At 44.2% G+C, this 25136-nt stretch carries 28 protein-coding genes; 10 read left to right on the forward strand and 18 right to left on the reverse strand.

Translation table 11 applies throughout. From position 1 onward, the window contains the following. The first annotated feature begins 1 nt into the window (after position 1). Positions 2 to 829: a 2,3,4,5-tetrahydropyridine-2,6-dicarboxylate N-succinyltransferase gene (dapD, locus tag PNC201_RS11385; RefSeq protein ID WP_102057115.1), complete on the forward strand. Its 828-nt coding sequence runs from the start codon at positions 2 to 4 to the stop codon at positions 827 to 829. 49 nt (positions 830 to 878) lie between these two features. Here the strand turns inward: dapD and PNC201_RS11390 are convergent, their stop codons facing one another. The 11 genes from PNC201_RS11390 to rpoE all read right to left on the reverse strand — a co-directional run bounded on the left by PNC201_RS11390 (position 879) and on the right by rpoE (position 11500). Beyond that, entirely contained in the window at positions 879 to 2933 is a 2055-nt protein-coding gene (locus PNC201_RS11390; RefSeq protein ID WP_102057116.1) for a TonB-dependent receptor, read from the reverse strand. 81 nt (positions 2934 to 3014) lie between these two features. Then, complete coding sequence (pdxJ, locus tag PNC201_RS11395) at positions 3015 to 3749, reverse strand: pyridoxine 5'-phosphate synthase (protein ID WP_102057117.1); 735 nt, start codon at positions 3747 to 3749, stop codon at positions 3015 to 3017. A 93-nt stretch (positions 3750 to 3842) separates the two neighbouring features. Further along, positions 3843 to 4535, reverse strand: coding sequence for a DNA repair protein RecO (recO, locus tag PNC201_RS11400; protein WP_102057118.1), 693 nt, complete (start codon positions 4533 to 4535; stop codon positions 3843 to 3845). Continuing rightward, positions 4536 to 5435 carry a GTPase Era gene (gene era / locus PNC201_RS11405; protein WP_010371295.1) on the reverse strand — a complete coding sequence of 300 codons (900 nt, stop codon included), beginning with the start codon at positions 5433 to 5435 and terminating at the stop codon, positions 4536 to 4538. It lies immediately after the preceding gene. Beyond that, complete coding sequence (rnc, locus tag PNC201_RS11410; protein ID WP_010371291.1) at positions 5425 to 6102, reverse strand: ribonuclease III; 678 nt, start codon at positions 6100 to 6102, stop codon at positions 5425 to 5427. Before rnc ends, era begins: the two co-directional genes overlap by 11 nt. A gap of 2 nt (positions 6103 to 6104) precedes the next feature. Then, on the reverse strand, positions 6105 to 7040 hold the full coding sequence (gene lepB, locus PNC201_RS11415; protein ID WP_010371286.1) for a signal peptidase I: 936 nt from the start codon (positions 7038 to 7040) through the stop codon (positions 6105 to 6107). Between the two features lie 12 nt (positions 7041 to 7052). Next, positions 7053 to 8840: a translation elongation factor 4 gene (gene lepA / locus PNC201_RS11420; RefSeq protein ID WP_010606762.1), complete on the reverse strand. Its 1788-nt coding sequence runs from the start codon at positions 8838 to 8840 to the stop codon at positions 7053 to 7055. A gap of 59 nt (positions 8841 to 8899) precedes the next feature. Then, complete coding sequence (locus PNC201_RS11425; RefSeq protein ID WP_010606761.1) at positions 8900 to 9358, reverse strand: SoxR reducing system RseC family protein; 459 nt, start codon at positions 9356 to 9358, stop codon at positions 8900 to 8902. Then, positions 9355 to 10305, reverse strand: a complete 951-nt coding sequence (locus PNC201_RS11430) for a MucB/RseB C-terminal domain-containing protein (RefSeq protein WP_010606760.1) — start codon at positions 10303 to 10305, stop codon at positions 9355 to 9357. The genes PNC201_RS11425 and PNC201_RS11430 overlap by 4 nt, the downstream gene beginning before the upstream one ends. Beyond that, positions 10306 to 10917 (reverse strand): sigma-E factor negative regulatory protein, encoded by a 612-nt coding sequence (locus tag PNC201_RS11435; protein ID WP_102057119.1) that lies wholly within the window; start codon positions 10915 to 10917, stop codon positions 10306 to 10308. It abuts the gene before it with no gap. A gap of 1 nt (position 10918) precedes the next feature. Next, the gene (gene rpoE / locus PNC201_RS11440) at positions 10919 to 11500 is read right to left on the reverse strand and encodes an RNA polymerase sigma factor RpoE (RefSeq protein WP_010371267.1); all 582 of its coding nucleotides are present in this window, start codon (positions 11498 to 11500) and stop codon (positions 10919 to 10921) included. Positions 11501 to 11797: 297 nt separating this feature from the next. Between rpoE and nadB the strand changes: the two genes are divergently transcribed. Further along, positions 11798 to 13399 (forward strand): L-aspartate oxidase, encoded by a 1602-nt coding sequence (nadB, locus tag PNC201_RS11445; protein ID WP_102057120.1) that lies wholly within the window; start codon positions 11798 to 11800, stop codon positions 13397 to 13399. Positions 13400 to 13456: 57 nt separating this feature from the next. Here nadB and PNC201_RS11450 read toward each other — a convergent pair whose 3' ends face one another. Then, positions 13457 to 13810, reverse strand: coding sequence for a protein YgfX (locus PNC201_RS11450; protein WP_323054427.1), 354 nt, complete (start codon positions 13808 to 13810; stop codon positions 13457 to 13459). A gap of 40 nt (positions 13811 to 13850) precedes the next feature. Next, entirely contained in the window at positions 13851 to 14102 is a 252-nt protein-coding gene (locus tag PNC201_RS11455) for an FAD assembly factor SdhE (RefSeq protein ID WP_010371260.1), read from the reverse strand. Positions 14103 to 14262: 160 nt separating this feature from the next. Here PNC201_RS11455 and ygfZ point away from each other — a divergent pair, with 160 nt between their 5' ends. Then, positions 14263 to 15174 (forward strand): tRNA-modifying protein YgfZ, encoded by a 912-nt coding sequence (ygfZ, locus tag PNC201_RS11460; RefSeq protein WP_102057121.1) that lies wholly within the window; start codon positions 14263 to 14265, stop codon positions 15172 to 15174. A gap of 11 nt (positions 15175 to 15185) precedes the next feature. Then, positions 15186 to 15671, forward strand: coding sequence for an FKBP-type peptidyl-prolyl cis-trans isomerase (locus PNC201_RS11465; protein ID WP_010606755.1), 486 nt, complete (start codon positions 15186 to 15188; stop codon positions 15669 to 15671). A 31-nt stretch (positions 15672 to 15702) separates the two neighbouring features. On the opposite strand, the gene PNC201_RS11470 is transcribed toward PNC201_RS11465, so the two are convergent. The 3 genes from PNC201_RS11470 to PNC201_RS11480 are packed head-to-tail and all read right to left on the reverse strand — an operon-like array spanning position 15703 to position 17326. After that, the gene (locus tag PNC201_RS11470) at positions 15703 to 16152 is read right to left on the reverse strand and encodes a hypothetical protein (protein WP_010606754.1); all 450 of its coding nucleotides are present in this window, start codon (positions 16150 to 16152) and stop codon (positions 15703 to 15705) included. 11 nt (positions 16153 to 16163) lie between these two features. Further along, positions 16164 to 16991, reverse strand: coding sequence for a DUF481 domain-containing protein (locus PNC201_RS11475; RefSeq protein WP_102057122.1), 828 nt, complete (start codon positions 16989 to 16991; stop codon positions 16164 to 16166). A 17-nt stretch (positions 16992 to 17008) separates the two neighbouring features. Next, positions 17009 to 17326, reverse strand: a complete 318-nt coding sequence (locus PNC201_RS11480; protein WP_102057123.1) for a DUF440 family protein — start codon at positions 17324 to 17326, stop codon at positions 17009 to 17011. A gap of 192 nt (positions 17327 to 17518) precedes the next feature. On the opposite strand from PNC201_RS11480, the gene PNC201_RS11485 reads away from it, so the two are divergent. From PNC201_RS11485 to PNC201_RS11500, 4 genes are all read left to right on the forward strand, one after another. Continuing rightward, a complete protein-coding gene (locus PNC201_RS11485; RefSeq protein ID WP_102057124.1) occupies positions 17519 to 18316 on the forward strand; it encodes a crotonase/enoyl-CoA hydratase family protein in 798 nt (265 codons plus the stop codon). 111 nt (positions 18317 to 18427) lie between these two features. Next, positions 18428 to 18796: a CidA/LrgA family protein gene (locus PNC201_RS11490; protein WP_102057125.1), complete on the forward strand. Its 369-nt coding sequence runs from the start codon at positions 18428 to 18430 to the stop codon at positions 18794 to 18796. A gap of 1 nt (position 18797) precedes the next feature. Further along, positions 18798 to 19478 carry an LrgB family protein gene (locus PNC201_RS11495; RefSeq protein ID WP_233525251.1) on the forward strand — a complete coding sequence of 227 codons (681 nt, stop codon included), beginning with the start codon at positions 18798 to 18800 and terminating at the stop codon, positions 19476 to 19478. A gap of 17 nt (positions 19479 to 19495) precedes the next feature. Then, the gene (locus tag PNC201_RS11500) at positions 19496 to 20317 is read left to right on the forward strand and encodes a mechanosensitive ion channel family protein (protein WP_102057874.1); all 822 of its coding nucleotides are present in this window, start codon (positions 19496 to 19498) and stop codon (positions 20315 to 20317) included. Positions 20318 to 20359: 42 nt separating this feature from the next. On the opposite strand, the gene PNC201_RS11505 is transcribed toward PNC201_RS11500, so the two are convergent. Next, positions 20360 to 21256, reverse strand: a complete 897-nt coding sequence (locus PNC201_RS11505) for a mechanosensitive ion channel family protein (RefSeq protein WP_069018601.1) — start codon at positions 21254 to 21256, stop codon at positions 20360 to 20362. 180 nt (positions 21257 to 21436) lie between these two features. On the opposite strand from PNC201_RS11505, the gene PNC201_RS11510 reads away from it, so the two are divergent. Then, entirely contained in the window at positions 21437 to 22960 is a 1524-nt protein-coding gene (locus tag PNC201_RS11510) for an amidase (protein WP_102057127.1), read from the forward strand. An 89-nt stretch (positions 22961 to 23049) separates the two neighbouring features. Here the strand turns inward: PNC201_RS11510 and cysS are convergent, their stop codons facing one another. Continuing rightward, complete coding sequence (cysS, locus tag PNC201_RS11515; RefSeq protein WP_102057128.1) at positions 23050 to 24429, reverse strand: cysteine--tRNA ligase; 1380 nt, start codon at positions 24427 to 24429, stop codon at positions 23050 to 23052. A 199-nt stretch (positions 24430 to 24628) separates the two neighbouring features. Between cysS and PNC201_RS11520 the strand changes: the two genes are divergently transcribed. Continuing rightward, positions 24629 to 25123: a peptidylprolyl isomerase gene (locus PNC201_RS11520; RefSeq protein WP_010371206.1), complete on the forward strand. Its 495-nt coding sequence runs from the start codon at positions 24629 to 24631 to the stop codon at positions 25121 to 25123. The last annotated feature ends 13 nt before the right edge of the window (positions 25124 to 25136 follow it).

The following is a 25136-nucleotide window of genomic DNA, read 5'->3' on the forward strand; positions in this document are numbered from 1 at the left end:
TATGTCTGATTTAAAAACGACTATTGAAACCGCGTGGGAAAACCGCGATACCATTACTCCAACCACGGTATCAGACGAAGTAAAACAAGCGATTGTCAACGCATTGGAAATGCTAGATTCAGGTGCAGCGCGTGTTGCTGAAAAAATTAGTGGTGAGTGGGTTGTACATCAATGGTTGAAAAAGGCGGTACTCCTGTCTTTTAGAATTCGTGACAACCAACCAATGAACGATGGCGTTAACCAGTTTTACGACAAAGTACCATTAAAATTCTCAGACTATACGCCAGAGCAGTTCCAACAAGGTGGTATGCGAGTAGTACCAAACGCGGTAGCGCGTCAAGGCAGCTTTGTCGGTAAGAACGTGGTACTTATGCCGTCTTACGTTAATATTGGTGCTTACGTCGACGAAGGCACCATGGTAGACACTTGGGCGACCGTAGGCTCGTGTGCACAGATCGGTAAAAACGTACATCTATCTGGTGGTGTGGGCATTGGTGGCGTTTTAGAGCCGCTACAAGCCAATCCAACGATTATTGAAGACAACTGTTTTATCGGCGCACGTTCTGAAATCGTAGAAGGTGTGATTGTTGAAGAAGGTGCCGTCATCTCCATGGGTGTCTATATTTCACAAAGTACTCGTATTTACGACCGTGAAACAGGCGAAACCCATTATGGCCGCGTACCAGCCGGTGCAGTGGTAGTACCAGGATCGCTACCAAGTAAAGATGGCTCTCATAGCCTGTATGCAGCAATTATTGTGAAAAAAGTAGATCAGCAAACCCGCGAAAAAGTTGGGATCAATGCACTACTTCGCTCACTAGACGATTAATTGTCACGATAGTTTCACAAAGGGAGCTTTCTGCTCCCTTTTTCATGTATTACCAACGGTAGTCCAGTGACACTAGAATGTTTCTTGGTCTTCCTGGAAAATACCTTTCACCACTAAATGAAGTGTAATCGGCACGCTCAGCATAACGTTCGTCGGTTAGATTTTTCACTCTCATCGTCAACGCCAAATGCGGATTTACCTGCCACTTTCCTCGTAAACTCAGCAAATCGTGACCAGAATAACGATGAAGATTTTCGGGGTCAGTAAAATACTCTCCTACATGGTGCCAAGCTAAAGACCAACTGAGATTATCCCGTGCTTGCCAGTGTAATTGGGCGTTAATGACGCTCCTTGGTGCTGAATCTAGATCGTTGCCGTTAATATTGATGCCACCAAGAATATTATCTTGTTCATAGGTATGCTTAGCACGCGTTGCGGCAAGATCTAGTTGCCAATGTGCTGAGAATGAGTAACTCAGCTCCAACTCCACACCTCGGTGTCTTGAGCGACCATCGTTGATATAGAAAAAGTCACTATCTCGGAAGAGCAAATTTTCTTTTTCCATGTCATAAATCGCGACCTGATAGCCAAGACTATCTGCACTCCCTTTTAGGCCAAGCTCGATATTGTCCGCCTTTTCTTCCTCTAGCGATGCTTTTACCTGCTCTCGCTGCAATTGGTAAAGCTCGGCAGTTTGTGGTGCGCGATAGCCTTGAGACACGTTAGCATAGGCAATATTTCGCTCAGTGAACACATAGCTTAGGCCAAATTTTGGTGAAAAATAAGCAAAGCTATCTCTGCCACTGGCTGGGCGACTATAACGACATCCTCCCATTGCACACACCGAGCCATCTTCTTTGGTGCGCCCAGTAGGCAAAAAGTTGCGATAATCGTACTTCATTGACTCAAAACGAGCGCCCAGTTCAACTAACCAGTTACCCTGTCGCCAACTGAGATTTGCAAAAGGCGCGAGTTGCCTTGCATCTACTTCATAGTCGTAATGCTTTCCTGTAGGAATAGTTAAGCGCAAAAATGCAGAGCCTTCAGTCGGCGTAGGCTGATACTGCAACATCTCGCCTTGGGTATATTCCGCATCCATTCCCCAATCTAGTTGTATTGAGTCACTTAATTCAGTGTGTATAAGCGTTTGCAGCCCCACACCAGTTTGACCATTTTCTTCAAACGGCTTACCCGGCAAGAAATGCTTAACAAATTCCATCTCTTGCCAGCGTACATAAGGTTTTATCAGTACGGTGTTACTATCATCAAAGTGCCCGGTTATTTCTGTCCAAGCTCTAAATGACTCTGCCTTTCTAAATGCTTCAGGGTTTTCGTTTTGCTTTGCCAATTGCTTATTTTTATAGCTGTCCACTCCGGTTACATAACCCGCAGTTTGCTGATCTAAGTGGGTGTATGTCATTCCAGATACGACACCAACCTTCTCACCTTCATATTGGTGTTTGACGCTCAACTTTTGTTGCTCAACGCTTTCATCCTCACGATAACCCGTATCTTTTGTAAGGGTTAACGCTGCGCCCAAGCCAAGGGCTTTATCGCCAGCTTGTATCCGAGTTCGGCTATAACCATAGGAGCCGATATCTAATGCAATCCTAGGTGTCTTTTGAATGCTGTTTGAAGTAATCACATTAACCACTCCATGCACCGCATTAGAGCCATACAATACGCTGTTTGGCCCTTTTAGCACTTCTATACGCTCAGCCGCTTCAAAGTGCGATTCAAAGAGTTCATTAATATTACAAAAGCCTGCGGCTCTGAGTGCAATACCATCTTCAGCCATTAAAATGCCGCCACATGCGCCTGCACCAGAGAGCACTTGTGAGCGCAATGCAGGTAGATACTCTTGACCATTACCATGTTGTACATTTGCGCCAGCAACGAGCCTCAACGCCTTTTCGATATGCGTGACGCCTGTATCATCTAATTGAGCTTCTGTTAGCAAAGAGAGGCTTACAGGACGCTCTCCTGCCGTCTCAGCCAATCTGGATGCCGTAGTAGTGATGATTTCAAATTCGTTGTTCTCTGTCGCTTCGCTAAGTTGTGGTGCAAGGGCACAACTTGCAAAGACCAACACCATTTTTTTCATTTTGATACCAACTGTATTAACTCGATTACAAGGCAAAAAGAAAGGGCTACACAGCCCTTTCGTTTTCTTTACCACTAAACGTTATGCTTGTCTCGCCTCTAACATCAAACGCTTCATATCTCGTACTGCCTTTTCCAGCCCATCAATTGCCGCTCGAGCAATAATGGCATGACCAATGTTAAGTTCGTAGATTTCTGGCATTTGTGCAATCAGTTTAACGTTATGGTAATGCAAACCATGACCAGCGTTAACGATAAGACCTAGGCCATGGGCATACTGAACGCCTTCACGAATGCGTTCAAGCTCAGCGCTCATTTCGATGTCGTTCTCAGCATCAGCATAAGCACCAGTGTGGATTTCAATGTAAGGCGCACCGCTTTGCTTTGCGGCATCTAGCTGCTTTTTATCTGCGTCGATGAACAAGCTTACTTTAATACCCGCATCAGCTAGGCGCTGAGTTGCCGCTGTGATCCTATCAAGATTACCCGCAACGTCTAAGCCACCTTCCGTGGTTAACTCTTCGCGCTTTTCTGGCACTAGGCAAACATATTCAGGTTTTACTTCGCAAGCAATGTCGAGCATTTCGTCAGTTACTGCGATTTCTAGATTCATACGTGTTTGGATGGTTTTTGCCATCACGTAAACATCGCGATCTTGAATGTGGCGACGGTCTTCACGTAAGTGAATAGTAATGCCGTCGGCACCTGCGTGCTCAGCTACTGCAGCTGCATGTGCTGGATCAGGATAGCTAGTGCCACGCGCCTGACGAAGCGTTGCAATATGGTCTACGTTGACGCCAAGTAAAATATCTTTCATCGTTTATCCCTTGATAATATGACGTAGCAAGTGGATCACCCACCTATTACTGCGATACCAATTTACCGATTTATACTTTTGATTAAATTGGTATTATTTCTTTGAAATAAATAGTTCTCTACTTTTCAGCCCTTGCTTACCAACCAGCGGCGCCATTAATTTTCGTGTTAATAGCTTAGCCGCTCTTCTCACGGCAAGGTCTTGGAAATCTTGATTGGCAATGGCCAATAACATACTGCCCGGTATCGTATCAGGTTCACGACCGACTGCAATAAAACCGTACTCAGATACGTACTTATACGCGGCTTTTGGCCGCACTGGATTACCTTCAGCGTCAAATTCCAGTTCCACCCCGAAACCCAGCTCACCTAACAATTGCAACTCAAAGCTACGTAAGATAGGTTCCACATCTTCATCTTGGGCCAAACGCATTAAATGTAGCTGATAGAGCGCAAAGATCTGCTCTAGCGGTTCGTTGGTTGGTACCACGCGTTGCGTTAATTCATTGAGATACAAACCACAATATAGCTGCCGCCCAACGAGTTGGATTTGGTTGTCTGTGGGTTCAAAACGGTTTAGGTATTTAAAATCGTATCTGCCTGCATATTGCAGTAAAAGTAATGAAAATGGCCGCAGCTGGGCATTATGTTTGAGGGATTGCTTGCCCTTGACTCGGGCAAGCATTTTAAGTTGTCCAATGCCTTCGACCAGCACGTCAAGCAGTACCTGAGAATCGCTGTAAGGTCTGCGATGTAACAGATAGGCCTGTCGAAAGTCGCTATCCAATCAGTCTTCTCCGTACCCTAAGCTACGAAGAGCACGTTCGTCGTCTGCCCAGCCAGATTTCACTTTAACCCAGCATTCGAGATAGACCTTGTTGTCTAGCATGTTCTCAAGATCTTTACGCGCTTCGCGACCGATAACTTTGAGCTTTTCGCCTTTGTTGCCGATCACCATGCGTTTTTGCGATTCGCGCTCAACAAGGATCAACGCGTTGATCTGCCAAACGCCGTTGTCTTGCCACTTAAACTGTTCGATCTCTACCGTCACCGAGTACGGTAACTCATCGCCCATAAAGCGCATCAACTTTTCACGCACGATCTCTGCCGCCATAAAACGCATCGAGCGATCGGTAACATAATCTTCAGGGAAATAGAATTCACACGCAGGTAAACGCTTGTGCACTTCTTCTCTGATCATATCAACGTTTTTACCTTGCTTCGCAGAGATAGGTACGATCCCGATAAAATCCCCCTGTTCACTCAACCACTGAATATGTGGCATCAACAAGTCTTTATCTTTTACCTGATCGGTTTTATTCATCACCACCAAGATAGGACGACCGCTGTCTTTAACTTTAGCCAGTACCATTTCGTCATCAGGCGTCCAATGCGTCCCTTCTACGACAAAAATAACCAGTTCAACATCGCCGATTGAGCTTGATGCTGCTCGGTTCATTAAGCGGTTAATTGCACGCTTTTCTTCAATATGAAGTCCTGGCGTATCAACGTACACCGCTTGATAGTTACCCTCTGTATGGATCCCCATGATGCGGTGACGAGTGGTTTGTGGTTTACGCGAGGTAATACTTACCTTTTGCTCAACCAATTTATTTAATAGTGTCGATTTACCTACGTTAGGTCTACCGACAATGGCAATCATGCCGCAATGTGTATCAAGCGTCATTCTTTAATATCTTAAGCGCTTTTTCGGCAGCTTTTTGCTCAGCTTTACGTCGCGAGCTGCCTACTGAAATTATACTTTCCATCCCTTCCACTATACATTCGACCGTGAATGTTTGGTTGTGAGCTTGCCCTTTGGTATCTATTACAGTGTAGCCCGGTAAAGGTAATTTTCGAGCTTGTAGATACTCCTGCAGCAGCGTCTTCGGGTCTTTTTGGTTATGACCAGGTGAAATCGCAGTTAAGCGTGATTCGTACCAACTTAGTACCAAATCTCTACACACGTCGATGTCAGAGTCTAAGAAAACGGCACCAATTATGGCTTCTACTGCATCTGCGAGCGTCGACTCACGGCGAAAACCGCCGCTCTTCAGCTCACCTGGACCTAGGCGCAGATAATCACCCAGCGCGAACTCCACACCGAATTCCGCCAGAGTTTGACCACGCACTAACGTTGAACGCATGCGGCTTAAATCACCTTCACGCGCTTTTGGAAACTTGTGATACAAAGCATTTGCAATCACAAAGCTTAAAATAGAGTCGCCCAAAAATTCGAGACGCTCGTTGTGCTGGCCTTTGTGACTGCGATGCGTCAAAGCCTGCTCAAGCAGCGCCTTATCAGAGAAGTTGTACCCTATTTTATTATAAAGTTCTTCTACGTTTCTTTTCATTTTTACTGAATACTACCTAGGCGTTCAAAACGAACACCAGTTGGAACCCACCCTGGCAAAATGCTGTCTGGGCCATTATCAAAATCAAAACTTAACCAAATAAATACCGCTCTTCCAACCAAGTTTTCATCAGGTACAAAACCCCACATACGACTATCTTGGCTGTTATTACGGTTATCACCCATCGCAAAATAACTTCCCTCTGGTACTACCCACTCATCGCGGCGAGTACCTGGTTGTTGATAGTAGCGATCTGTTAACTCTAACACTTCAGGATTAATTAAAATATCATGTTCTACGTTTGGCAAATGCTCGGTTAGACGCACTAACTGCATTGGACCTTGCGTAAACTCGTCACGATTTACAATGTCTACATCAATCTTGTTATATTCGCCACACGTCAACCCGTTTGCTTCGCTCTGCCCGTCTTCACACTTAGGTTTAATGTAAAGCTGACGATTGCGATAAACAATATGGTCGCCCGGTAAACCAACAATACGTTTGATGAAGTCAATTCTCTCGTCTAGCGGAAACTTGAACACCGCAATATCACCGCGCTCAGGGGTACCCGTTTCAACGATTTTGCTACGCCACACTGGGTCTTTAATCCCGTAAGCATATTTTTCCACGAGAATAAAATCGCCATCCAATAAGGTTGGCATCATTGAGCCGGATGGAATTTGAAACGGTTCAAAAATAAACGAACGGAAAATCGTGATTGCGGCAATCATAGGAAAAATTGATTTCGCGTTTTCAACAATGGCAGGTTCAGGTGCGATTTCCGCAATGATGTCGGCATCTAACTGAGTGTCAGACGCACCTTGCGCAATAGCAAGCCTAGCTTGTCTTTTTGGTGCATACACCAAATGATCGATCAACCAAATAAGGCCTGAACCGACCGTGAGTAGCACCAATAAAATTGAAAAATAACCTGCCATTTGTATTTCCTGTTACTTACCTACTTTCAATATTGCTAAGAATGCGTCTTGTGGCACTTCAACGTTACCAAGTTGCTTCATACGCTTCTTACCTTCTTTTTGCTTTTGCAGTAGCTTTTTCTTACGGCTCACGTCACCACCATAACATTTTGCGATTACGTTTTTACGTAACTGCTTAACTGTACTACGCGCAATGACGTGATTACCAATTGCAGCTTGAATAGCAATATCAAACATTTGGCGAGGGATCAATTCTCTCAGTGCTTCAGCTAACTGACGGCCACGCGTTTGTGAACCATCGCGGTGAACAATTATTGCAAGTGCATCAACGCGGTCACCATTGATCAGAATATCCACACGCACCATGTCTGATGCTTCAAAACGCTTGAAGTTGTAATCAAGTGATGCAAAACCACGGCTGGTAGACTTCAACTTATCAAAGAAGTCCATCACCACTTCTGACATCGGCAATTCATAGGTTAACGCAACTTGCTTACCGTGATAGGTCATCTTGGTCTGCATACCACGCTTTTCAACACATAGCGTGATCACGTTTCCTAAATACTCTTGCGGAACGAGAATATTTGCTTCAACAATTGGTTCACGAATTTCAATAATGTCGTTTACTGGCGGTAAATCCGATGGATTATCGATTTTCACCACACCGTGCTTAGTTTCTACTTCATAGATTACCGTTGGAGCTGTGGTAATAAGATCCATGTCATATTCACGTTCAAGGCGCTCTTGAATAATCTCCATATGGAGCATACCTAAGAAACCACAACGGAAACCAAAGCCCAGTGCTGTTGAGTTTTCAGGCTCGAAGAATAGTGATGCATCGTTGAGGCTCAATTTATTAAGCGCATCGCGGAAGTTTTCATAGTCATCAGATGAAATTGGGAACATTCCCGCGTATACCTGAGGCTTCACCTTTTGGAAACCAGGCAAACGGTCTGTTGCAGAATCACGAGCCATGGTAATGGTATCACCAACTGGTGCACCATGGATGTCTTTGATACCTGCGATAACAAAGCCTACTTCACCTGTTTTCAACACCCCGGTATTGGTCTGCTTAGGAGTAAAGATACCAACCTTATCTACTTGGTGAGCTTGCTCTGTAGACATGATCTTAATCTTTTCGCCCGCTCTTAATTCACCGTTTTTAATACGCACCAATGACACTACGCCTTGGTACGGGTCAAACCATGAATCGATAATCAGTGCCTGTAGTGGCGCATTTGGCTCACCTTCTGGCGGTGGAATATCACGTACGATCACTTCGAGTACTTCATCAATGCCGATCCCCGTTTTCGCACTACAACGAACTGCTTCTAATGCTTCAATACCAACGATATCTTCAATTTCTTCGGCAACGCGAAGTGGATCAGCCTGTGGTAAGTCAATTTTGTTCAGAACCGGAATAACTTCCAAGTCCATCTCAAGTGCGGTGTAACAGTTCGCTAGTGTTTGTGCTTCTACACCTTGACCCGCATCAACAACCAATAGCGCACCTTCACAAGCGGCTAGAGAGCGTGAAACTTCATAAGTGAAGTCAACGTGTCCCGGTGTGTCGATAAAGTTTAGCTGGTAGGTTTCACCATCTTTTGCTTGATAGTTAAGCGTTACACTCTGTGCTTTGATGGTAATGCCGCGCTCACGTTCGATGTCCATCGAATCCAGTACCTGCTGCTGCATTTCGCGGTCTGTTAAACCTCCACAAACTTGGATTAAGCGGTCTGATAGCGTCGATTTTCCATGGTCAATGTGGGCAATAATAGAAAAGTTACGGATATGCTTCATATACTGGATTCAATACTTCTGTTAGTCACAAATAGAGATTAAGGCCTCGATTTTACATTTTATTTAGTACAATCACCATCTATTTGCGTTATTGGTAGGCTAATTGGGTAAATTTTTATCACTTTTACCTGATGTTTGAGTTTATCCCCTTGGACTCTGGCGAAAAATAAACCGAGTGCAGCACTCGTAAATGCAATAAGTATCTGCAAAGGTTCATTGAGACCAAGTACGAGGGCTGCGATAAACATGCCAGCAAAAGCAAAAAGCAATGGCATCATGTAAACATAAAACGCATGTTTCACTACATTAGAGTCATCTAATGCCAACTTAATTTTTTGGCCAATTTCGACAGATTCCGTCAAATCTACAGGGAATTGTTTTTTGTGGGTGCCAAAGAGTTTGGCGAATACTTGGGAGCCGCATTTGCCGTTACAACCTTCACAGGCGGGCTTTGGCTGTGCTTCTAAGTAGACAGTTGCGCCTTTTATGGCGGCAACTGTCAGAGTTTGTTCTATCATAAAGGTCTTTTCACAGACTCAGCGATTGCTTTTGCGGTCATTGCTGGAATATTTCCAACTACAGATACGTCAAACGCACCTGTGTTGTGTACGTACACCGTTGTCGCACCTGACGAAAGCGCTCCACTTGGGCGCTGGCCCGGTAAAGGACGTTGTACAAATACCGAAATATCGACAAGGCCGTCGGAAAACAAGTAGTAGTCTGCCAGCTCATTATTTAAATCTAACTTATGTCTGTCAGATTTTAGCAGCTCAAAGCCCTGAGGTAACCAACCAATTTGCCAATTGTTTTTTGTGCCATTCTCAAGTGTCTTCAACAACCCAGATACGGCTTCAGGAAATTGTTTTTGGGAAAGTTCTAACAATTGCTCAGCAGGAGTTTCAGTCACTCTGATATGGGTAAGCTGAAGCTGTTCTAACAACTCGCCTTGTTGGTTTACGTAAGCGGATTTTAGCAACAGAGATGACTCGGTATCGATCCACAACCAATAGTTGTATTTAGCGTCGTCCTTTGCTTCTAACCTGACAAGCTGAGCAGGTCTGTCAACGATCCGACCTTTTCCACCTAAGACAAAATCATAGCTTTCTTTGAGGCTGTCGATATTTTTGAATAAAACTTCGGGAATTGGACCTGCTATCGAATCTGTTTGGATGGTGTAAGGCTCAGACTTTGGTTCAAAATAAGTCACTTTGTCACCAATGCGGATCATTTCAAGTCCAGCACCATTGAGCAAACTTAAAAGCTCAAATTCAGTCCCATCTTGGTTACCATGAAGCCAACGGTAAGGCTCCATAGATTTTCCTTTCACCACGACAAACGATGCATCAAAGTTTCTATGATGCACCGCTTCGGCCATGTCTTTTAGCAGTTGTTTGGCTGATACGCTTTCATTTGCCCACAGCCAACTAGAGAAAAATACACTTACTACAACTAACAGTGCTCTCATTTATTGCTCTTTTTCCTCTTGCTTTTTAGCGGTGTTGTTTTCACCAGATTGCTGCAGCGCATACGCCATACGTGACTGTCTTTGATGCTCTAGCACCAATGCACCAATACGTTGCTGCTGTAACTCTCTAATGCCTTTAGCCGCTGATTCAAGCGCAGGCTCAGTTGATAAGCTTACAGGAGAAACGCCTCCGGCAAAAGGAGTTGATTGCAACTGTAACGTATCGCCCGCAGGTAAAGTCGCGTCAGTGCTTAACGTATTAACCCCAAGCACAGCAAACAATGACACACTTGCCGCGATAGCCACTTGTGCAAACGGCTTACGCCATGCACTTAGCTCAATCACATTGCTCTTCGGCGTCGTTTCTTTCACTTGCCCAACGGCCGGATCACTATACGTTTGCTCTTGTTCAAGTGCCGCTGCAAAGCTGCTGGTGATATCAATGCAAGGTGTGTCTTGCTTTTGACTACGCATTACATCACCAATCAAGGCATACCGAGCAAACTTTTGTTCGTCTAAACGAACATCAGTTTCAGCGTTGAGTGACAGATCACCGTCAAAAATTTGCGATGTCGTTAAATCTTCTGTCACTTGTTTTTCAGCTTGTGCCATATTAAGACTCACCTATTAATGGGTTCAAATTGTTATCTATCGCTTCCCTTGCGCGAAAAATTCTCGAACGAACTGTACCAACCGGACAATCCATAATGACAGCTATTTCCTCGTAGCTCATACCTTCGATTTCACGCAAAGTAATTGCGGTTTTTAAATCGTCAGGCAAGCGCTCGATAGTTTTGAAAATCACTGCTTTCACTTCGTCGCTTAACAATAGATTTTCCGGTGAAGCGTTCGATCTTAATTGGTCTGCACCATCATAAAACTCGGCTTCTTCCGCATCTACGTCGTTTGCTGGCGGCTTTCGACCAAGCGCCACCAAATAATTTTTTGAACAGTTAACCGCGATTCTATACAACCAAGTATAAAATGCGCTCTCGCCCCTAAAGTTAGGCAACGCTCGATAAGCTTTAATGAACGTTTCCTGTGCCACATCTGCCACATCGCCTTGATTCGCTACATAACGAGAAATCAGCGCTGCGACTTTATTTTGATACTTGGCAACTAACAGGTTGAATGCGTTTTTATCTCCCTGTTGAACGCGTTTAACTATATCTAGATCTAAATCCTGCTCGCTCATTCGAGCCGGTACTCCTCTTTTTGCTTTTCTAAATCGTATCTAGTTGCCATCATTCACAGCTACTCTGACTTAGTACTGAATAAAAAGTTCTGTTTTTTTGTATTTTTTTTTAAAATAAACGAATTCATCCATCTTTGCGTACTAGTTTCTTGGCTGCTTTTTAGCATTATTCCATTAGCAGTCACACAAAATGTTCTAAATGATTCTCATTAAACGGAACAAACTCTCTGCCTTCTATGATAGCAGATGTGGTATAAATAGCAGAATTAAACGCAAAAACAGTAAAGATCTTCGAATATGAAAAATACGACTCACCACAATACTGATGTAGTCATTATTGGCAGTGGCGCTGCTGGACTCTCTCTTGCGCTCTCTTTAGCAAACCACTGTAAAGTTACCGTGATAAGCAAAGGGGCGTTAAAAGAAGGCTCCACACTTTATGCTCAAGGTGGCATTGCCGCAGTATTCGATAAGAAAAATGACAGTATCGAATCACATGTCGAAGACACACTTGCGGCAGGCGCTGGCTTATGTGACCGCGATGCGGTGCACTATACCGCCTCAAATGCAAAAAATTGCTTGAAGTGGCTGATTGAGCAAGGCGTACCATTTGATATGGAAGTGGATAGCAAAGGGAAAGAGCGCTTTCATTTAACCCGCGAAGGTGGGCATTCACATCGTCGTATATTGCACGCAGCTGACGCAACGGGTAAAGCCGTTCAAACCACATTAATTAGCCAAGTACAGTTACACCCAAAAATTAATATATTAGAGCAATACAACGCCATCGATCTCATTAAAGATAAATATGGTGACTCAAGCGATATTAAAGGTGTTTACGTCTACAATCGCAAAGCAGATAGAGTTGAGAGCATCTCGGCTAAGTTTGTCGCTTTAGCAACGGGTGGCGCAAGTAAAGTTTACTTGTATACCTCAAATCCAGATGTTTCTTCAGGTGACGGCATCGCAATGGCGTGGCGTGCGGGTTGCCGTGTAGCCAACATGGAGTTTAACCAATTTCACCCGACCAGCTTATACCACCCTGAGCTACAAAACTTTTTAATAACCGAAGCCATGCGCGGTGAAGGCGCGCTGCTTAAACGTCCTGACGGCACACGCTTTATGCCTGACTTCGATGAACGCGAAGAACTTGCCCCTCGCGATGTAGTCGCCCGTGCCATTGACTATGAGATGAAGCGATTGGGTGCAAATTGCGTCTATCTGGATATCTCACATAAAGACAAAGAGTTCATCATTGAGCACTTCCCTACGATTTATGCTAAGTGCTTAAGTGTTGGTTTAGATATCACCAAAGAGCCAATCCCCGTAGTGCCAGCGGCGCATTATACTTGCGGTGGTGTTATGACTGACTTTAACGGTCGTACTGACATCGACAATTTATATGCAATTGGCGAAGTGGCTTACACAGGTCTACACGGCGCAAACCGCATGGCGAGTAACTCGTTGTTAGAATGCATTGTGTTTGCCCACGCTGCCGCAAAAGATATTTTAGCTAAAATCGATAATCGTCCTGAGCCATCTAAGTTACCAGATTGGGACGAAAGCCGTGTCAGCGACTCGGATGAAGAAGTAGTTATCACCCACAACTGGCATGAACTTAGATTGTTTATGTGGGATTATGTTGGCATTGTTCGCTCAACTAAACGGTTAGAACGTGCGCTACGCCGCGTTGAGTTATTGCAGCAAGAGATCCACGATTATTACGCCAACTTTAGAGTGAGTAACAACCTGCTCGAATTACGTAACTTAGTACAAGTAGCTGAACTTATTATTCGCAGCGCGTTAGAACGTAAAGAAAGTCGCGGACTGCACTACACCATTGACTTCCCTGACATGGCTGAAAACTCCACACCGACCGTTTTGTCACCGACAAAATAATAATATTTGCATGTAGAGTATGTGCTGATTTTTATCGCCATGCTCTCGTTGCTTTTTCTAATTGGCTTGCAGTACGGTGCGACAAAGTAAACGCCAGTCCGCTTCTGGTATTGCCCGTCGAGTCAAAAATATCTGCTGCTTAGCTTGGTTCGCATCCATGATTTTTAGCGCTATTTGACTATCAAACCATATGGTCGCACCAATAAGCTGCCCTTTGAAATTTATCGTTTTCGACTGTATTTCAATGAAGTTTTCCTTCGGGATCAAGAGTACAGTACCCGCCTTTGGTGTACGAGATAGAACAGTTTGCCAACTGCAATAACCCGTCACGGCAAATACGATTGCGACTAACCACCACAGCGCTGGAAACAGCAGAAAAAGGATAAAAGTGAGGCAAGAAAAAAGAACCACAAAGAAGGTGTGGTTCTGAAGATTGTGTTGAAAGTCGATTCTATACGCGGATCCGATCAAGGATTAACTTAACCATGCGTTTTAGCTCTGGATCTGGACATTCTTCATGACCCATAAACCAAGCAAATAAATCTGGATCCTCACAGGTAACTAGACGCTGAAACACGTACTTACCTTCGTCGGATAGCGCGTCATAAGCCTGCTCAACAAACGGCTCTAAAATAACGTCCAGCTCTAACATGCCACGACGGCAAGCCCATTTAACTCGAGCTTTAGGCAGTAACTCAACCATAAACTGATTAACCCCTCATAAACTATTGAGAAAATTATACCCACTGTGCAGGACATATGCCATAAAACTTATAGAAATGGCACATTGAAATCGTCCGTCCCTATCTCCACTTATGATTTTACGGTAACATTACGAAAACACTTTAATAGGGATCAACATTATGTCAATTGCTCGTGCTTATGCGCTTCCGTTCAAGGTTATTCGCATTTCAGGACAAGATAAACTTAGCTATTTGCACGGTCAGGTTACTCAAGACATTAACCTTATCAAAGAAGATAATTTTATGTGGTCTGGGCATTGTAGCCCTAAAGGCAAACTTTGGTCTGTGTCGCGCTTAACTCGCTATCAAGACGACTACTTAATGCTTGCAGGTGTAGCCGAAGCTGAAGCATCACTTCGTGAGCTAAAAAAGTACGGCGTTTTTGCCAAAGTTGACATTGATTTTGCTGACTGCGAAGTCTTTGGCTTAATGACTCAGGACAGTAAAGCGCTTGCTACTGCCTTTGGCGTTGAGCTTTCGTCTGACACAAGCGCTGTAGATGTTGCCAACGGCAAGCTGCTAAAACTCGCAGACGAGCGCTTTGTTTTCATCGCGTTCGAAGGCGCAAGTTTACCCGCGGACGTGGAACAACAAAGCAATCCAGCACCGTTTATTGCGGCCAGCATTTTAGCAGGTGAGCCAAGCCTTGATGCAGATCACGTGGACGAATTTGTACCACAAATGGTTAACCTTCAGGCCCTTAACGGGATCAGCTTTAAGAAAGGTTGCTATACTGGTCAAGAAACCGTAGCTCGGATGCGCTATCTTGGTAAAAACAAACGTGCCATGTACATAGTGACAGGCAATGCTGCAGAGCGCATCGAAGAGGCAGACATTGAACTGCAGATTGAAGACAACTGGCGTCGTGGTGGCAAGGTTATTCAACAAACCTTTGATGCTAACAGCAGCCGTTATTATGCGCTGGCTGTGATGCCAAATGACACACCACAAGACGCAGTGCTAAGAGCAAAAAATTCACCAGAGGTGAGTCTTACTATTCAACCTCTACCTTATTCTTTAGAAGACAACTAACGGGATCTTATATGATTATTGGCCCTAACTCGGTAGTGACAATCCACTACTCAGTTCAAGACAAAGACAACAACACGATTGATAGCACATTTGATGATGAGCCTGTGATAGCGATGCTTGGCTCAGGTTATCTGATCCCAGGTCTTGATGATGCCCTACAAGGCAAACAAGCTGGTGACACTTTCAGTGTGACCATAGAGCCACAAGAAGGTTATGGTGAGCGCTTTGACGAATTGACTCAAGCTGTTCCTAAGTCAATGTTTGAAGGCATGGAAATCGAAGTGGGTATGCAATTTAGAGCTACCACCGACGAAGGCGACCAAATCGTTGTGATCATTGGTATCGAAGACGAAGAAGTCATTGTTGACGCGAACCACCCACTTTCTGGGATCACACTGAATTTTGACGTTGAAGTGCTTGAAGTACGTGAAGCAACAGCAGAAGAAGTTGCCCACGGCCACGTTCATGGCGAAGGCGGTTGTGGTCACGACCACTAAGGTTAGTCGAGTTACTAATAAAAAGCGCTGATCATTCAGCGCTTTTTTCTTGTTTAAGTTTACTTTCCATTGCCGTAACCAAGTTAGCTTGGTCATTTGTACCCAAGCGATATTTAGTGCCATCCTTCATCACCACTTCGAGTGCCTTGAATCCGGCAACTGTGTATACCCAACCGTCTGTGCTGATCCGCATGCCAATACCATGGCGTAGAGAATTAGTCACAGGCTGAACATAATCAATATCGTCAAACTTTAAGGTCATTTTGGCCACCGACGGTCCAAACCACCAGCTTAACGTTTGTTGCTCTTGGTTCACTTGAATGGTTAAGCCGTAAAAAATAAACGCAACAAGCGCGAGGATCACCAAAAAGCCAACAAAGGCGAGATTGCTACCAGCTAGGAAAATTGCCAATATGGTAAAACTGGCGATAAAGGCTAGAAACAGCCATATAACCCATGCAAACTGTGTATTTTTATACATCGATAGTCTTCTTAATCAAAGCTGTAAACTAATGTAGCACCAAGTTCGGTGTCTACCTTTTCTTTTTCATTTTCTGGCTGCGAATTATAACGGTAAATAAACGCAAACTTCAGCGCAATCCCGCCAATCACTTGTGTGACTAGCGCAGACTCAGCAAACAATCTGGAGTTTAAACCTGACAGCGATTGTTCAAAACTAACGTCTTGATTAAAGCGGGTGCGCTTTGACACGTTTCTTTCCCACTGCAATGCCATACGCAAAAGCTGGCCTTGCTCCGTTCTATCTTCTTCCGGCTCAAGCTCGATTTCGTTATCCACACGAGAGATAGACATACCGGGGCCGATGTCGACATCTACCGTGTTCTTTCGTCCCTCATACACACGATTGCCATAACCGAGCGCAAATGTCGTGGTATATTCCTTGCCATTAAACCTGTCACGCTCATAGTCACCGTACATAAAGAACGAAGCGTTATCGTCTCCTAGCTTGTAGTTACCTTGCGCAGAGCCAAAGTAGCGCGACGCTGAGACATCTTCGACGTCTGTTTCTGTATTTTGCTCGCGGCGATAAAGGCCATTAAATTTAAATTGATTACGCCACTTGGGGAAATCTTGGTAAAGGTTACTTTTAAACTTAAATGACGTGTTTTGCGTATTACCTTTGTTAACGATAAAGCCAAATTCAACGTCACCGTACAGCATTTCGCCCTTGTGTTTTTGATGAATTTCGTCATCGGGCATTTTGCCATATTCGTGAAAATCTTCGAATGGATCCGTAGCTAAGCTTGGTAGCGAAACCAAGCCAATTGCAAATAAGGCGAAAGTTCTAAAAAACGGCACTGGCAACTACTTTCCGGTTATTGCTTCCATATGATATGACAAAACGGTGCATCTAAATCTCTGCTAATCAAGATTTTTGCGTACACCTGATCCGAGTCATCAAACTCGATACCAACCAAAACCTGTACGAAATGCTCTGGTTCTGCTTCTTGTTCATACGCAGTGATGCTCGACCAACTCTCGTCCGGCTCACTTTCTTCAATGAAGCCACGCTCTTCGCGATGTTCGTTGAACATATTAATATCGTGTTCTTCAAGATTATCCGGGGCCAACTCAAGGAAGATATCATATGCTTGGTGAGTGGCTTCTTCGATGCTACAAAGTCTCGCTGTCATGGACGCTAGCCTGTTGTTTTAAAGTTGGCGCAATGATAGCAAAATGAGGTAAAACATAAATACATAGTCGCGATAATCAAACAGAAAATAACGCTAAATGACGAACAAATTATCGGTAAAAGTTGAATGTTACGTCGCTTTTGAGTTATTACTCTAAAACTATCGCATAAAACCCGCAGGGAGCATCTCATCATGATTTCATTTTCCGAAGCGAACAATATCGCATTTGTGACCTTATCTCGACCAGAAAAACAAAACGCGCTGTCTGTTGACATGTTTGTTGGTTTAGATAATGCGATAAAGAAAATTAGAAAAAGCAAATCAATTAGGGCTGTCGTTCTCCAAGGTGAAGGCGCACATTTTTGTGCTGGCCTAGATGTAAAAAGCGTGCTGAATAAACCTTCTGGGATCATCAAGCTACTTAAAAAGTGGTTACCTGGCAATGCTAACTTAGTACAAAGAGTCGTACTCGGCTGGCAAACTTTGCCAGTTCCTGTCATCGCCAAGATCACAGGCAATTGTTTAGGCGGAGGCTGTCATATTGCATTAGGTGCAGATATTCGTTTAGCCGACAGCAGTGCGCAGTTTGCCATTATGGAAGCCAAATGGGGACTTTGCCCTGACATGGGCGGCAGCTTACTTTTGCCTGCCACAATGAACAAGGATAAGGCATTGCTAATGACAGTCCATGCACAGCGAATAGACGCCCAGCAAGCACTAAAGGACGGTCTCATTACCGAGATCTGTGATGATGTTGACGCTAGACTCTCAGAGTTACTCTCTCAATTTAGCGCACGCTCGCCAGATGCCATTGCAGCAATTAAGAAAGTGTATAATCGAGCCTACAACCAGCCCGCACGTAAACTATTGTGGTTAGAAACGTGGTCACAAATTAAATTGCTCGCCGCTAAAAATACCAAAATTGCAATGAAGAATGCCTCTGTAGCAGATGATAATAAAAAGCCATTTTTGCCTCGCATGAAGTGGTGACGCTAGATTGAATGCCTGTTTGCCCAAAGTATAATGGTCATCGCAATACGAAAGCGTACAATGAGCCATCATACATACTAGAGCCATTACAGCGCTAAGGATTTACATTTAATGGTACACAGAGCGAAGTTGATATTACAATTTGCACTAGGCTTTGCCATCATTTTAGCGTGCCTCTTCAGCGCTAAGTGGATAATTCAGCTTAGTGCTTTACAGATCCCAGCCGCCCTACTTGGCATGGTGCTTCTTGTCATACTCCTTGCCACAAAAATCATTAAAGTAGAATGGTTAGCCCCCGCAGCAGAGCCCATCTTAAAATACATGGCGCTGTTTTTTATTCCAGCGGGAGTGGGCTTGGTAGAACATCTCAGTTTGTTTCAATCCCACTGGCTTATGCTACTGTTATTGCTAGTTGGTGTACCAACAATAAGTCTTGTATTGTTAAGCCCTATCGTTAAGAGCATCAAGTTTCGTGATTAATATGATTATGGCGTCAGCGCTTACTGTGCTGTTATTTTTTAGTGCTCGCAAACTATATCAGCGTATCTCCTTACCGATATTAAACCCTGTGCTGATCTGCATTTTGGTCATTTCGGCATTTCTACTATTCACGAAGTTCGACTACAAGATATATCAACAAGCAACGCTACCAATTCATTACTTGTTAGAGCCAGCGGTCGTTGCACTCGCTTACCCTTTGTATAAACAATTTCACCAAATTAAACCGGTATTTTTTGCATTGTGCTTAACCAGTTGGTTGGGTGTTTCACTGTCTACGTTAAGCGCTTTTCTTATTTGCCAGTTTTTCGCAGCCGATCCACAGCTCTCAGCTTCAATGGCGGCCCTGTCGGTTACAACACCAATCACTCTACTCATTAGTGATTATCTCGGGGGGATCCCTGCTATTGCAGCGATTATGGTGATACTAATTGGTGTATTTGGTGGCGTGTTTGGGCTACATATCTTGCACTGGTGTAAAGTTGACCATATGCAAGCGAAAGGCACTGCGCTTGGTGTTGCTTGCCATGCGATAGGCACAACCGCAGCGATAGAGCATCACCCCATGGCTGGCGCTTTTGCTTCAGCGGCGATGACAATTACCGCCATGATAACTGCACTTTGGGTGCCTTTGTTTTATCATTGGTTGGCTACTCTAATTTAATAACTCGGGATATGACTGTGATCAATCAAGAAATCGAGCAAATAGAACACTATTACAACATTATTCGAGAGTATCTGGTGACGTACAGTTTCCAATTGCTCGCTGCGATATTCATCTTCCTTCTCGGTTTGTGGTTATCAAGAAAGCTGTCTAAAGCGACTGAAAACTTGATGCTAAAACACAATATCGATCCTGCTTTAACCAACTTTATTGGCAATGTGATCAAGGTGCTTATCATTGCCATGTTTGTGATTATTTCTCTTGGCAAGGTTGGCATCAGTATCACACCATTTGTCGCCGCCATCGGTGCCGCGTCTTTAGGTGCAGGTCTTGCACTGCAAGGTATGCTAGCAAATTATGGCGCAGGGCTTGCCATCATCGCTACCCGCCCATTTGTGATTGGCGATACCATCAGCATCAAAGGCGTTAACGGCCAAGTTAAAATGATTGAGCTTGGACATACCACGCTCATCAACGAAGACAAAGTAGAGATCACAATCCCAAATAAACATGTGGTGGGAGAAATTCTCCATAACTCGTTTGCAAACTCTTTGGTTAAAGGTGAAATAGGAATAGCTTATGATGCTGATTATCAAAGTGCATTAACGCTTATCAATAAAGTACTCGCTGATAATGCTAAGGTCAGTCAAGACCCTAAGCCGCAGGTGGGGATTGAGGAATTTGCCGACAGTGCAGTGATATTGAGCTACCGCTACTGGGTGCCTACGACTTCACTTATCGAAACTAAATTAGAAGTGAATAGAGCGGTGTTTGCCGCGATTAAAAATGCGGAAATCGAAATTCCATTCCCGCAACGAGTGGTTAAAATCATTCACTGAGTAAACTCAATAACGGCTAGCACCCTAGCCGTTATTCTACCCTCAGTTTTCATCAGGCTTTTCCATAGAAAAGCCACTGCGTAAATGAAGATCGCGCTGTGGAAACGGGATCTCGATTTGATATTTTCGAAAGGCATCATCGATAGCCCAGAGGTAATCAGAAACCAGCGCTGTTGGTCGCTTTACCTGCTCAGGTTGCACCCAAACTCCTAGCGTGAAATTCAAGCTACTATCACCAAACCCTGTCATCCATACCGTTGCTTCTCGCCCCGGCGTATTCAAGGTATATTGGACATTTTTGGCCGCTTCCAATGCGGCACGCTTCACCTTCTCTTTGTCGCTGCCGTAGGCCACCGAAAAAGGAATACGGAAACGACGATATTTATCCGACATTGTCCAATTGGTAATTGTATTTGACACCATTTCCGAGTTTGGAATAAGCAGGTCGACGTTGTCATTTGTACGGATCCAAGTTGAGCGCATGTGAATGGCTATCACTTCCCCCACCACCCCGTTGGTCAGCTCCACAAAGTCCCCAACTTTGACGGTTTTCTCTAGCAGTAACACCAGACCTGAGACAAAGTTATTCACCAGACCTTGTAGGCCTAAGCCAATCCCAACGCCGAGCGCACTGGCAACAAGCGCTAATTCAGTGATCTCTATTCCTAACGCCGTCAGCGCAATAATAAGACCAATAAATAACACGATGTAGTGAATGATCCTGCCTATCACATAGGCTGAGGTATGCTGGATCACCCCTTGTCTTGACGCGAGACGATTAAATGCTAGTCGTAGGATCTTGGAGATCACCAAAGTCGCAACGATCACCGCGATAAATGAGAGTGCTTCTCCCACCTCTAATGAAAATTTACCTAATGAAAATAGCTTTTGGTCAAGCCACGGAATATCTACGTCTATATCTATTGGTGCTTTTATCATGGTTATATTTTTTGTTATCTCGTGAAGTTAAGTGTGTGTGGCTAGCAGCAAAAATACAAGTTTTAAAGACGCCTAAATCATGCTTTGTTCAGGCTACTCGCTTGACCTTTTACAGGGCTCGTGACTAAATAAAGGACAAATAAATAACAACAATACTACTGCGGATTGGTAAAATACGTCATGAAAAAATCCCTACTCGCTTTAACCACTTGTCTCGCGCTTGCGTTGCCAGCTTATAGTCAATCGCTTGCGGACCTTACCACGCTCGAAGCACAAACCAAAATACAAAATCGAACTTTATCAGCAACGCAACTCACTGAGTTTTATTTAAAAAGGATTTCACAACTTGACGACAGTGGCCCTATGCTCAATGCAGTGATCACGCTCAATCCCAACGCTTTACAAGACGCTAAAAAGCTTGATGCCGAACTACGCGCGGGAAAATACCGAGGGCCACTTCATGGCCTGCCAGTTATTGTTAAAGATAATATCGACACCAGGGCGCCAATGGCAACAACCGCAGGCGCGCTCGCCCTGCAACACAACGTCAAAACCCAAGCTGCACCGCTTATCATCCAGTTAGAACAAGCCGGCGCTATCATCCTTGGCAAAGCCAATTTAAGTGAATGGGCAAACTTTAAATCAAGTTTCAGCTCGAGCGGCTACAGCACGCTCGGTGGTCAAACCAAAAACCCGTATGTGTTAGACAGAACACCATGTGGCTCAAGTTCCGGCTCTGCTGTTGCCGTCTCCGCAGGTCTTGCACTGCTCGCCATTGGTACGGAAACTGACGGTTCTATTGTTTGTCCTTCAGCACATAATGGCGTTGTAGGTATTAAACCGACTGTCGGTTTGGTTTCTGGTGAAGGCATTATTCCTATTAGTCATAGCCAAGATAGCGCTGGCCCTATGGCAAAGTCGGTGATGGGCGCCGCCTTATTGCTCAATGCTATCGTTAGCGATGCAAAACAGCCGATTGATTTTACCCAAGGCTTAAATGCAGCCAGTTTCAAAGGCAAACGAATTGCTATCACCAGTCATCTAGGTCAGTTTCCACCAGCAGTTCAAGCGGTATTTGCAAAAGCCGTTGCAACCATGAAAGCAAATGGCGCAGAAATAATTGAAGGGTTAGACTTACCTGAGCTGGAAGCTTTAGGCTCCGCCGAATTGGATATTTTGCTCTATGACTTTAAACATGATCTCAATGCTTACCTTGCCAAGACACCAGAGCAGGTAAAAGTAAAAAACCTAAACCAGCTCATCCAATTCAACCAGCAACATCCCTCCACCATTAAGTACTTTGATCAATATTTGATAGAGGAAGCCGCAAAGAAAGGCGATATCACAGAACACCGATATCAAGAAGCCCAAGCTTTGGTTAAAAAATTTGCCCGCCAACAAGGCATTGATAAAATAATACAAGAACATCGCCTTGACGCATTTATCGCACCAACGAATACCCCAGCTTGGAGTATCGATATCATTAACGGTGATAATTTCTCCGCTTCCTCGTCATCTCCTGCCGCGATTGCAGGATATCCAAGCATTACAGTACCGATGGGTTTTCATCATGAGCTACCGCTGGGTATTTCTTTCTTCGCTGAGGCTTATAGCGAAGCGAAATTAATCAAGCTTGCCTATGCTTTCGAGCAGTTGACTAATGCACGCAAAGCGCCTGAGTTTAAGGCGACATTAACGCCTTAAAAATAATAGTAGTGTTATAAATAAAAATGCCTTCACACCGATTGATGTGAAGGCATTTTTATTTGCGTATCGTGTTGGTACCAAGAAGGTTAAGCTTTACGCCAAGTTGTTTTGCCCGCGCTATCTTCTAACACAACGCCTAAGGCAGTTAGCGCATCACGCGCTTCATCCGCTGCAGCCCAATCTTTATTTTCGCGAGCGCTGCGGCGCTTTTCAATCAATGCTTCGATTTGCGCTACTTCGTCGTCGTCTTGTTCACCTTGTAAGAAAGATTCAGGGTCTTGTTGCGCAATACCTAAGACTTCCGCGAGTTTCACAAGAATAAATGCATGCTCACCTGCAGCTTCTGCGTCACTCTCTTTTAAGCGATTCACTTCTTTTGATAATTCAAAAATCACTGGCAGTGCTTCTGGCGTGTTAAAGTCGTCGTTCATTGCTGTCTCAAAACGTTCAGCGTAAACATTACCTTTAAGCTCGACTTCCACCAGCTCAACGCCACGTAGCGCAGTGTAAATACGCTCAAGCGACGAACGTGCTTGTTCAAGGTTTTCTTGTGAATAGTTTAGCTGGCTACGATAATGACCATTGATCAAGAAATAGCGTACTGTTTCTCTATCAAAAGCTTTTAGCACTTCACGTACGGTAAAGAAATTGCCAAGAGACTTAGACATTTTCTCTTTGTTAACTTGTACCATGCCGGTGTGGATCCAGGTGTTCACATAACGGCCATTATTTGCGCAGCAAGATTGGGCAATCTCGTTTTCATGGTGCGGGAATTGCAAATCTGAACCCCCACCGTGAATATCAAAAAATTCACCCAAATGCTTTGAACTCATTGCGCTACATTCAATGTGCCAACCCGGACGACCTTCGCCCCACGGAGATTGCCACGCAGGTTCACCCGCTTTGGCTTTTTTCCACAATACAAAGTCGAGTGGATCATCTTTGTCTTGTGCGACCTCAACGCGTGCGCCCGCTTGTAGCATTTCTAAATCTTGCTGAGATAACTGACCATATTGCTCAAACGTTGAGACATCAAACAATACATCCCCATCCTTCGCAACGTAAGCATGGCCTTTTTCAATCAAGCGCGCGATCATCTCGATGATTTCATCCATATGCCCTGTTACCGTCGGCTCAATATCCGCAGGTAGCATATTCAACGCAGTAAAGTCTTCATGCATGGCTTTGGTCATGCGAACGGTTAGATCATTAATCGACTCTTTGTTTTCCGCGGCGCGTTTAATGATTTTGTCATCCACGTCAGTAATATTACGCACATACGTGACGTCATAACCTAAATAACGTAAATAACGGTTCATTACGTCAAATGAAACGTAAGTGCGTGCGTGTCCTACATGACAGAAATCATAGATAGTGATACCACACACGTACATATCAACCTTGCCTTCTTTGAGCGGTTTAAAAGGGGCTTTTTGGCGAGTGAGTGTGTTGAAAATCTGCAACATGTAGTTTTCTTCCTAAGTACGGTTCATTTTTTAACAAAAGTGCTTTTAATCATACCACCTGCATAGCAGCGCCTCTAGATTTTAATAACAAATTACGACAGTTTTTTGATTTTTTACGCTGATTTTTAAGGAATGCTTTTTCACAAAAGCCCAGTTGATATAAAATAGGGTTTTATCATTCAACACGATGGACACTAACATGGTTGTTTTAGAAACAAATCACGGCGAAATCCGTATTAATCTTTTCGCTGACAAAGCGCCTGAAACGGTAGCTAACTTCCTAAACTACGTAAACAGCGAGTTTTATAACGGTACTATTTTCCACCGTGTAATCGACGGCTTTATGGTTCAAGGTGGCGGATTCGCATCGGGTATGGAGCAAAAGCCAGTTGAAGCACCGATCAAAAACGAAGCAAACAACGGTGTTGCAAACAAAGTGGGTACTCTAGCAATGGCACGTACGCCAGATCCACACTCTGCAACTGCACAATTTTTTATCAATGTTAACGACAATGACTTCCTTAACTTCTCAAGCGAAACATCGCAAGGTTGGGGTTACTGTGTATTCGGTGAAGTTGTTGAAGGCATGGATGTGGTAAATAAGATTAAAGGTGTTGCTACTGGTTCTTCTGGTTTCCATCAAGACGTACCGCTTGAAGATGTGATCATCGAAAAAGCATACGTTGCTGAGTAATATACAACTTTTT

The organism is Pseudoalteromonas sp. NC201, assembly GCF_002850255.1.
Classification (GTDB): domain Bacteria; phylum Pseudomonadota; class Gammaproteobacteria; order Enterobacterales; family Alteromonadaceae; genus Pseudoalteromonas.

Excerpts from the sequence above, each read along its gene's own strand:
- PNC201_RS11455 (WP_010371260.1), bottom strand. The coding sequence starts at position 14,102 with ATGGTTGAGTTACTGCCTAAAGCTCGAGTTAAATGGGCTTGCCGTCGT.
- era (WP_010371295.1), bottom strand. The coding sequence starts at position 5,435 with ATGACGCTTGATACACATTGCGGCATGATTGCCATTGTCGGTAGACCT.
- PNC201_RS11390 (WP_102057116.1), bottom strand. The coding sequence starts at position 2,933 with ATGAAAAAAATGGTGTTGGTCTTTGCAAGTTGTGCCCTTGCACCACAA.
- pdxJ (WP_102057117.1), bottom strand. The coding sequence starts at position 3,749 with ATGAAAGATATTTTACTTGGCGTCAACGTAGACCATATTGCAACGCTT.
- PNC201_RS11510 (WP_102057127.1), top strand. The coding sequence starts at position 21,437 with ATGAAAAAATCCCTACTCGCTTTAACCACTTGTCTCGCGCTTGCGTTG.
- nadB (WP_102057120.1), top strand. The coding sequence starts at position 11,798 with ATGAAAAATACGACTCACCACAATACTGATGTAGTCATTATTGGCAGT.
- PNC201_RS11520 (WP_010371206.1), top strand. The coding sequence starts at position 24,629 with ATGGTTGTTTTAGAAACAAATCACGGCGAAATCCGTATTAATCTTTTC.
- cysS (WP_102057128.1), bottom strand. The coding sequence starts at position 24,429 with ATGTTGCAGATTTTCAACACACTCACTCGCCAAAAAGCCCCTTTTAAA.
- PNC201_RS11490 (WP_102057125.1), top strand. The coding sequence starts at position 18,428 with ATGGTACACAGAGCGAAGTTGATATTACAATTTGCACTAGGCTTTGCC.
- PNC201_RS11505 (WP_069018601.1), bottom strand. The coding sequence starts at position 21,256 with ATGATAAAAGCACCAATAGATATAGACGTAGATATTCCGTGGCTTGAC.
- PNC201_RS11470 (WP_010606754.1), bottom strand. The coding sequence starts at position 16,152 with ATGTATAAAAATACACAGTTTGCATGGGTTATATGGCTGTTTCTAGCC.
- ygfZ (WP_102057121.1), top strand. The coding sequence starts at position 14,263 with ATGTCAATTGCTCGTGCTTATGCGCTTCCGTTCAAGGTTATTCGCATT.
- dapD (WP_102057115.1), top strand. The coding sequence starts at position 2 with ATGTCTGATTTAAAAACGACTATTGAAACCGCGTGGGAAAACCGCGAT.
- PNC201_RS11495 (WP_233525251.1), top strand. The coding sequence starts at position 18,798 with ATGATTATGGCGTCAGCGCTTACTGTGCTGTTATTTTTTAGTGCTCGC.
- PNC201_RS11480 (WP_102057123.1), bottom strand. The coding sequence starts at position 17,326 with ATGACAGCGAGACTTTGTAGCATCGAAGAAGCCACTCACCAAGCATAT.
- PNC201_RS11430 (WP_010606760.1), bottom strand. The coding sequence starts at position 10,305 with ATGAGAGCACTGTTAGTTGTAGTAAGTGTATTTTTCTCTAGTTGGCTG.
- lepB (WP_010371286.1), bottom strand. The coding sequence starts at position 7,040 with ATGGCAGGTTATTTTTCAATTTTATTGGTGCTACTCACGGTCGGTTCA.
- PNC201_RS11465 (WP_010606755.1), top strand. The coding sequence starts at position 15,186 with ATGATTATTGGCCCTAACTCGGTAGTGACAATCCACTACTCAGTTCAA.
- rnc (WP_010371291.1), bottom strand. The coding sequence starts at position 6,102 with ATGAAAAGAAACGTAGAAGAACTTTATAATAAAATAGGGTACAACTTC.
- rpoE (WP_010371267.1), bottom strand. The coding sequence starts at position 11,500 with ATGAGCGAGCAGGATTTAGATCTAGATATAGTTAAACGCGTTCAACAG.
- lepA (WP_010606762.1), bottom strand. The coding sequence starts at position 8,840 with ATGAAGCATATCCGTAACTTTTCTATTATTGCCCACATTGACCATGGA.
- PNC201_RS11435 (WP_102057119.1), bottom strand. The coding sequence starts at position 10,917 with ATGGCACAAGCTGAAAAACAAGTGACAGAAGATTTAACGACATCGCAA.
- PNC201_RS11485 (WP_102057124.1), top strand. The coding sequence starts at position 17,519 with ATGATTTCATTTTCCGAAGCGAACAATATCGCATTTGTGACCTTATCT.
- PNC201_RS11425 (WP_010606761.1), bottom strand. The coding sequence starts at position 9,358 with ATGATAGAACAAACTCTGACAGTTGCCGCCATAAAAGGCGCAACTGTC.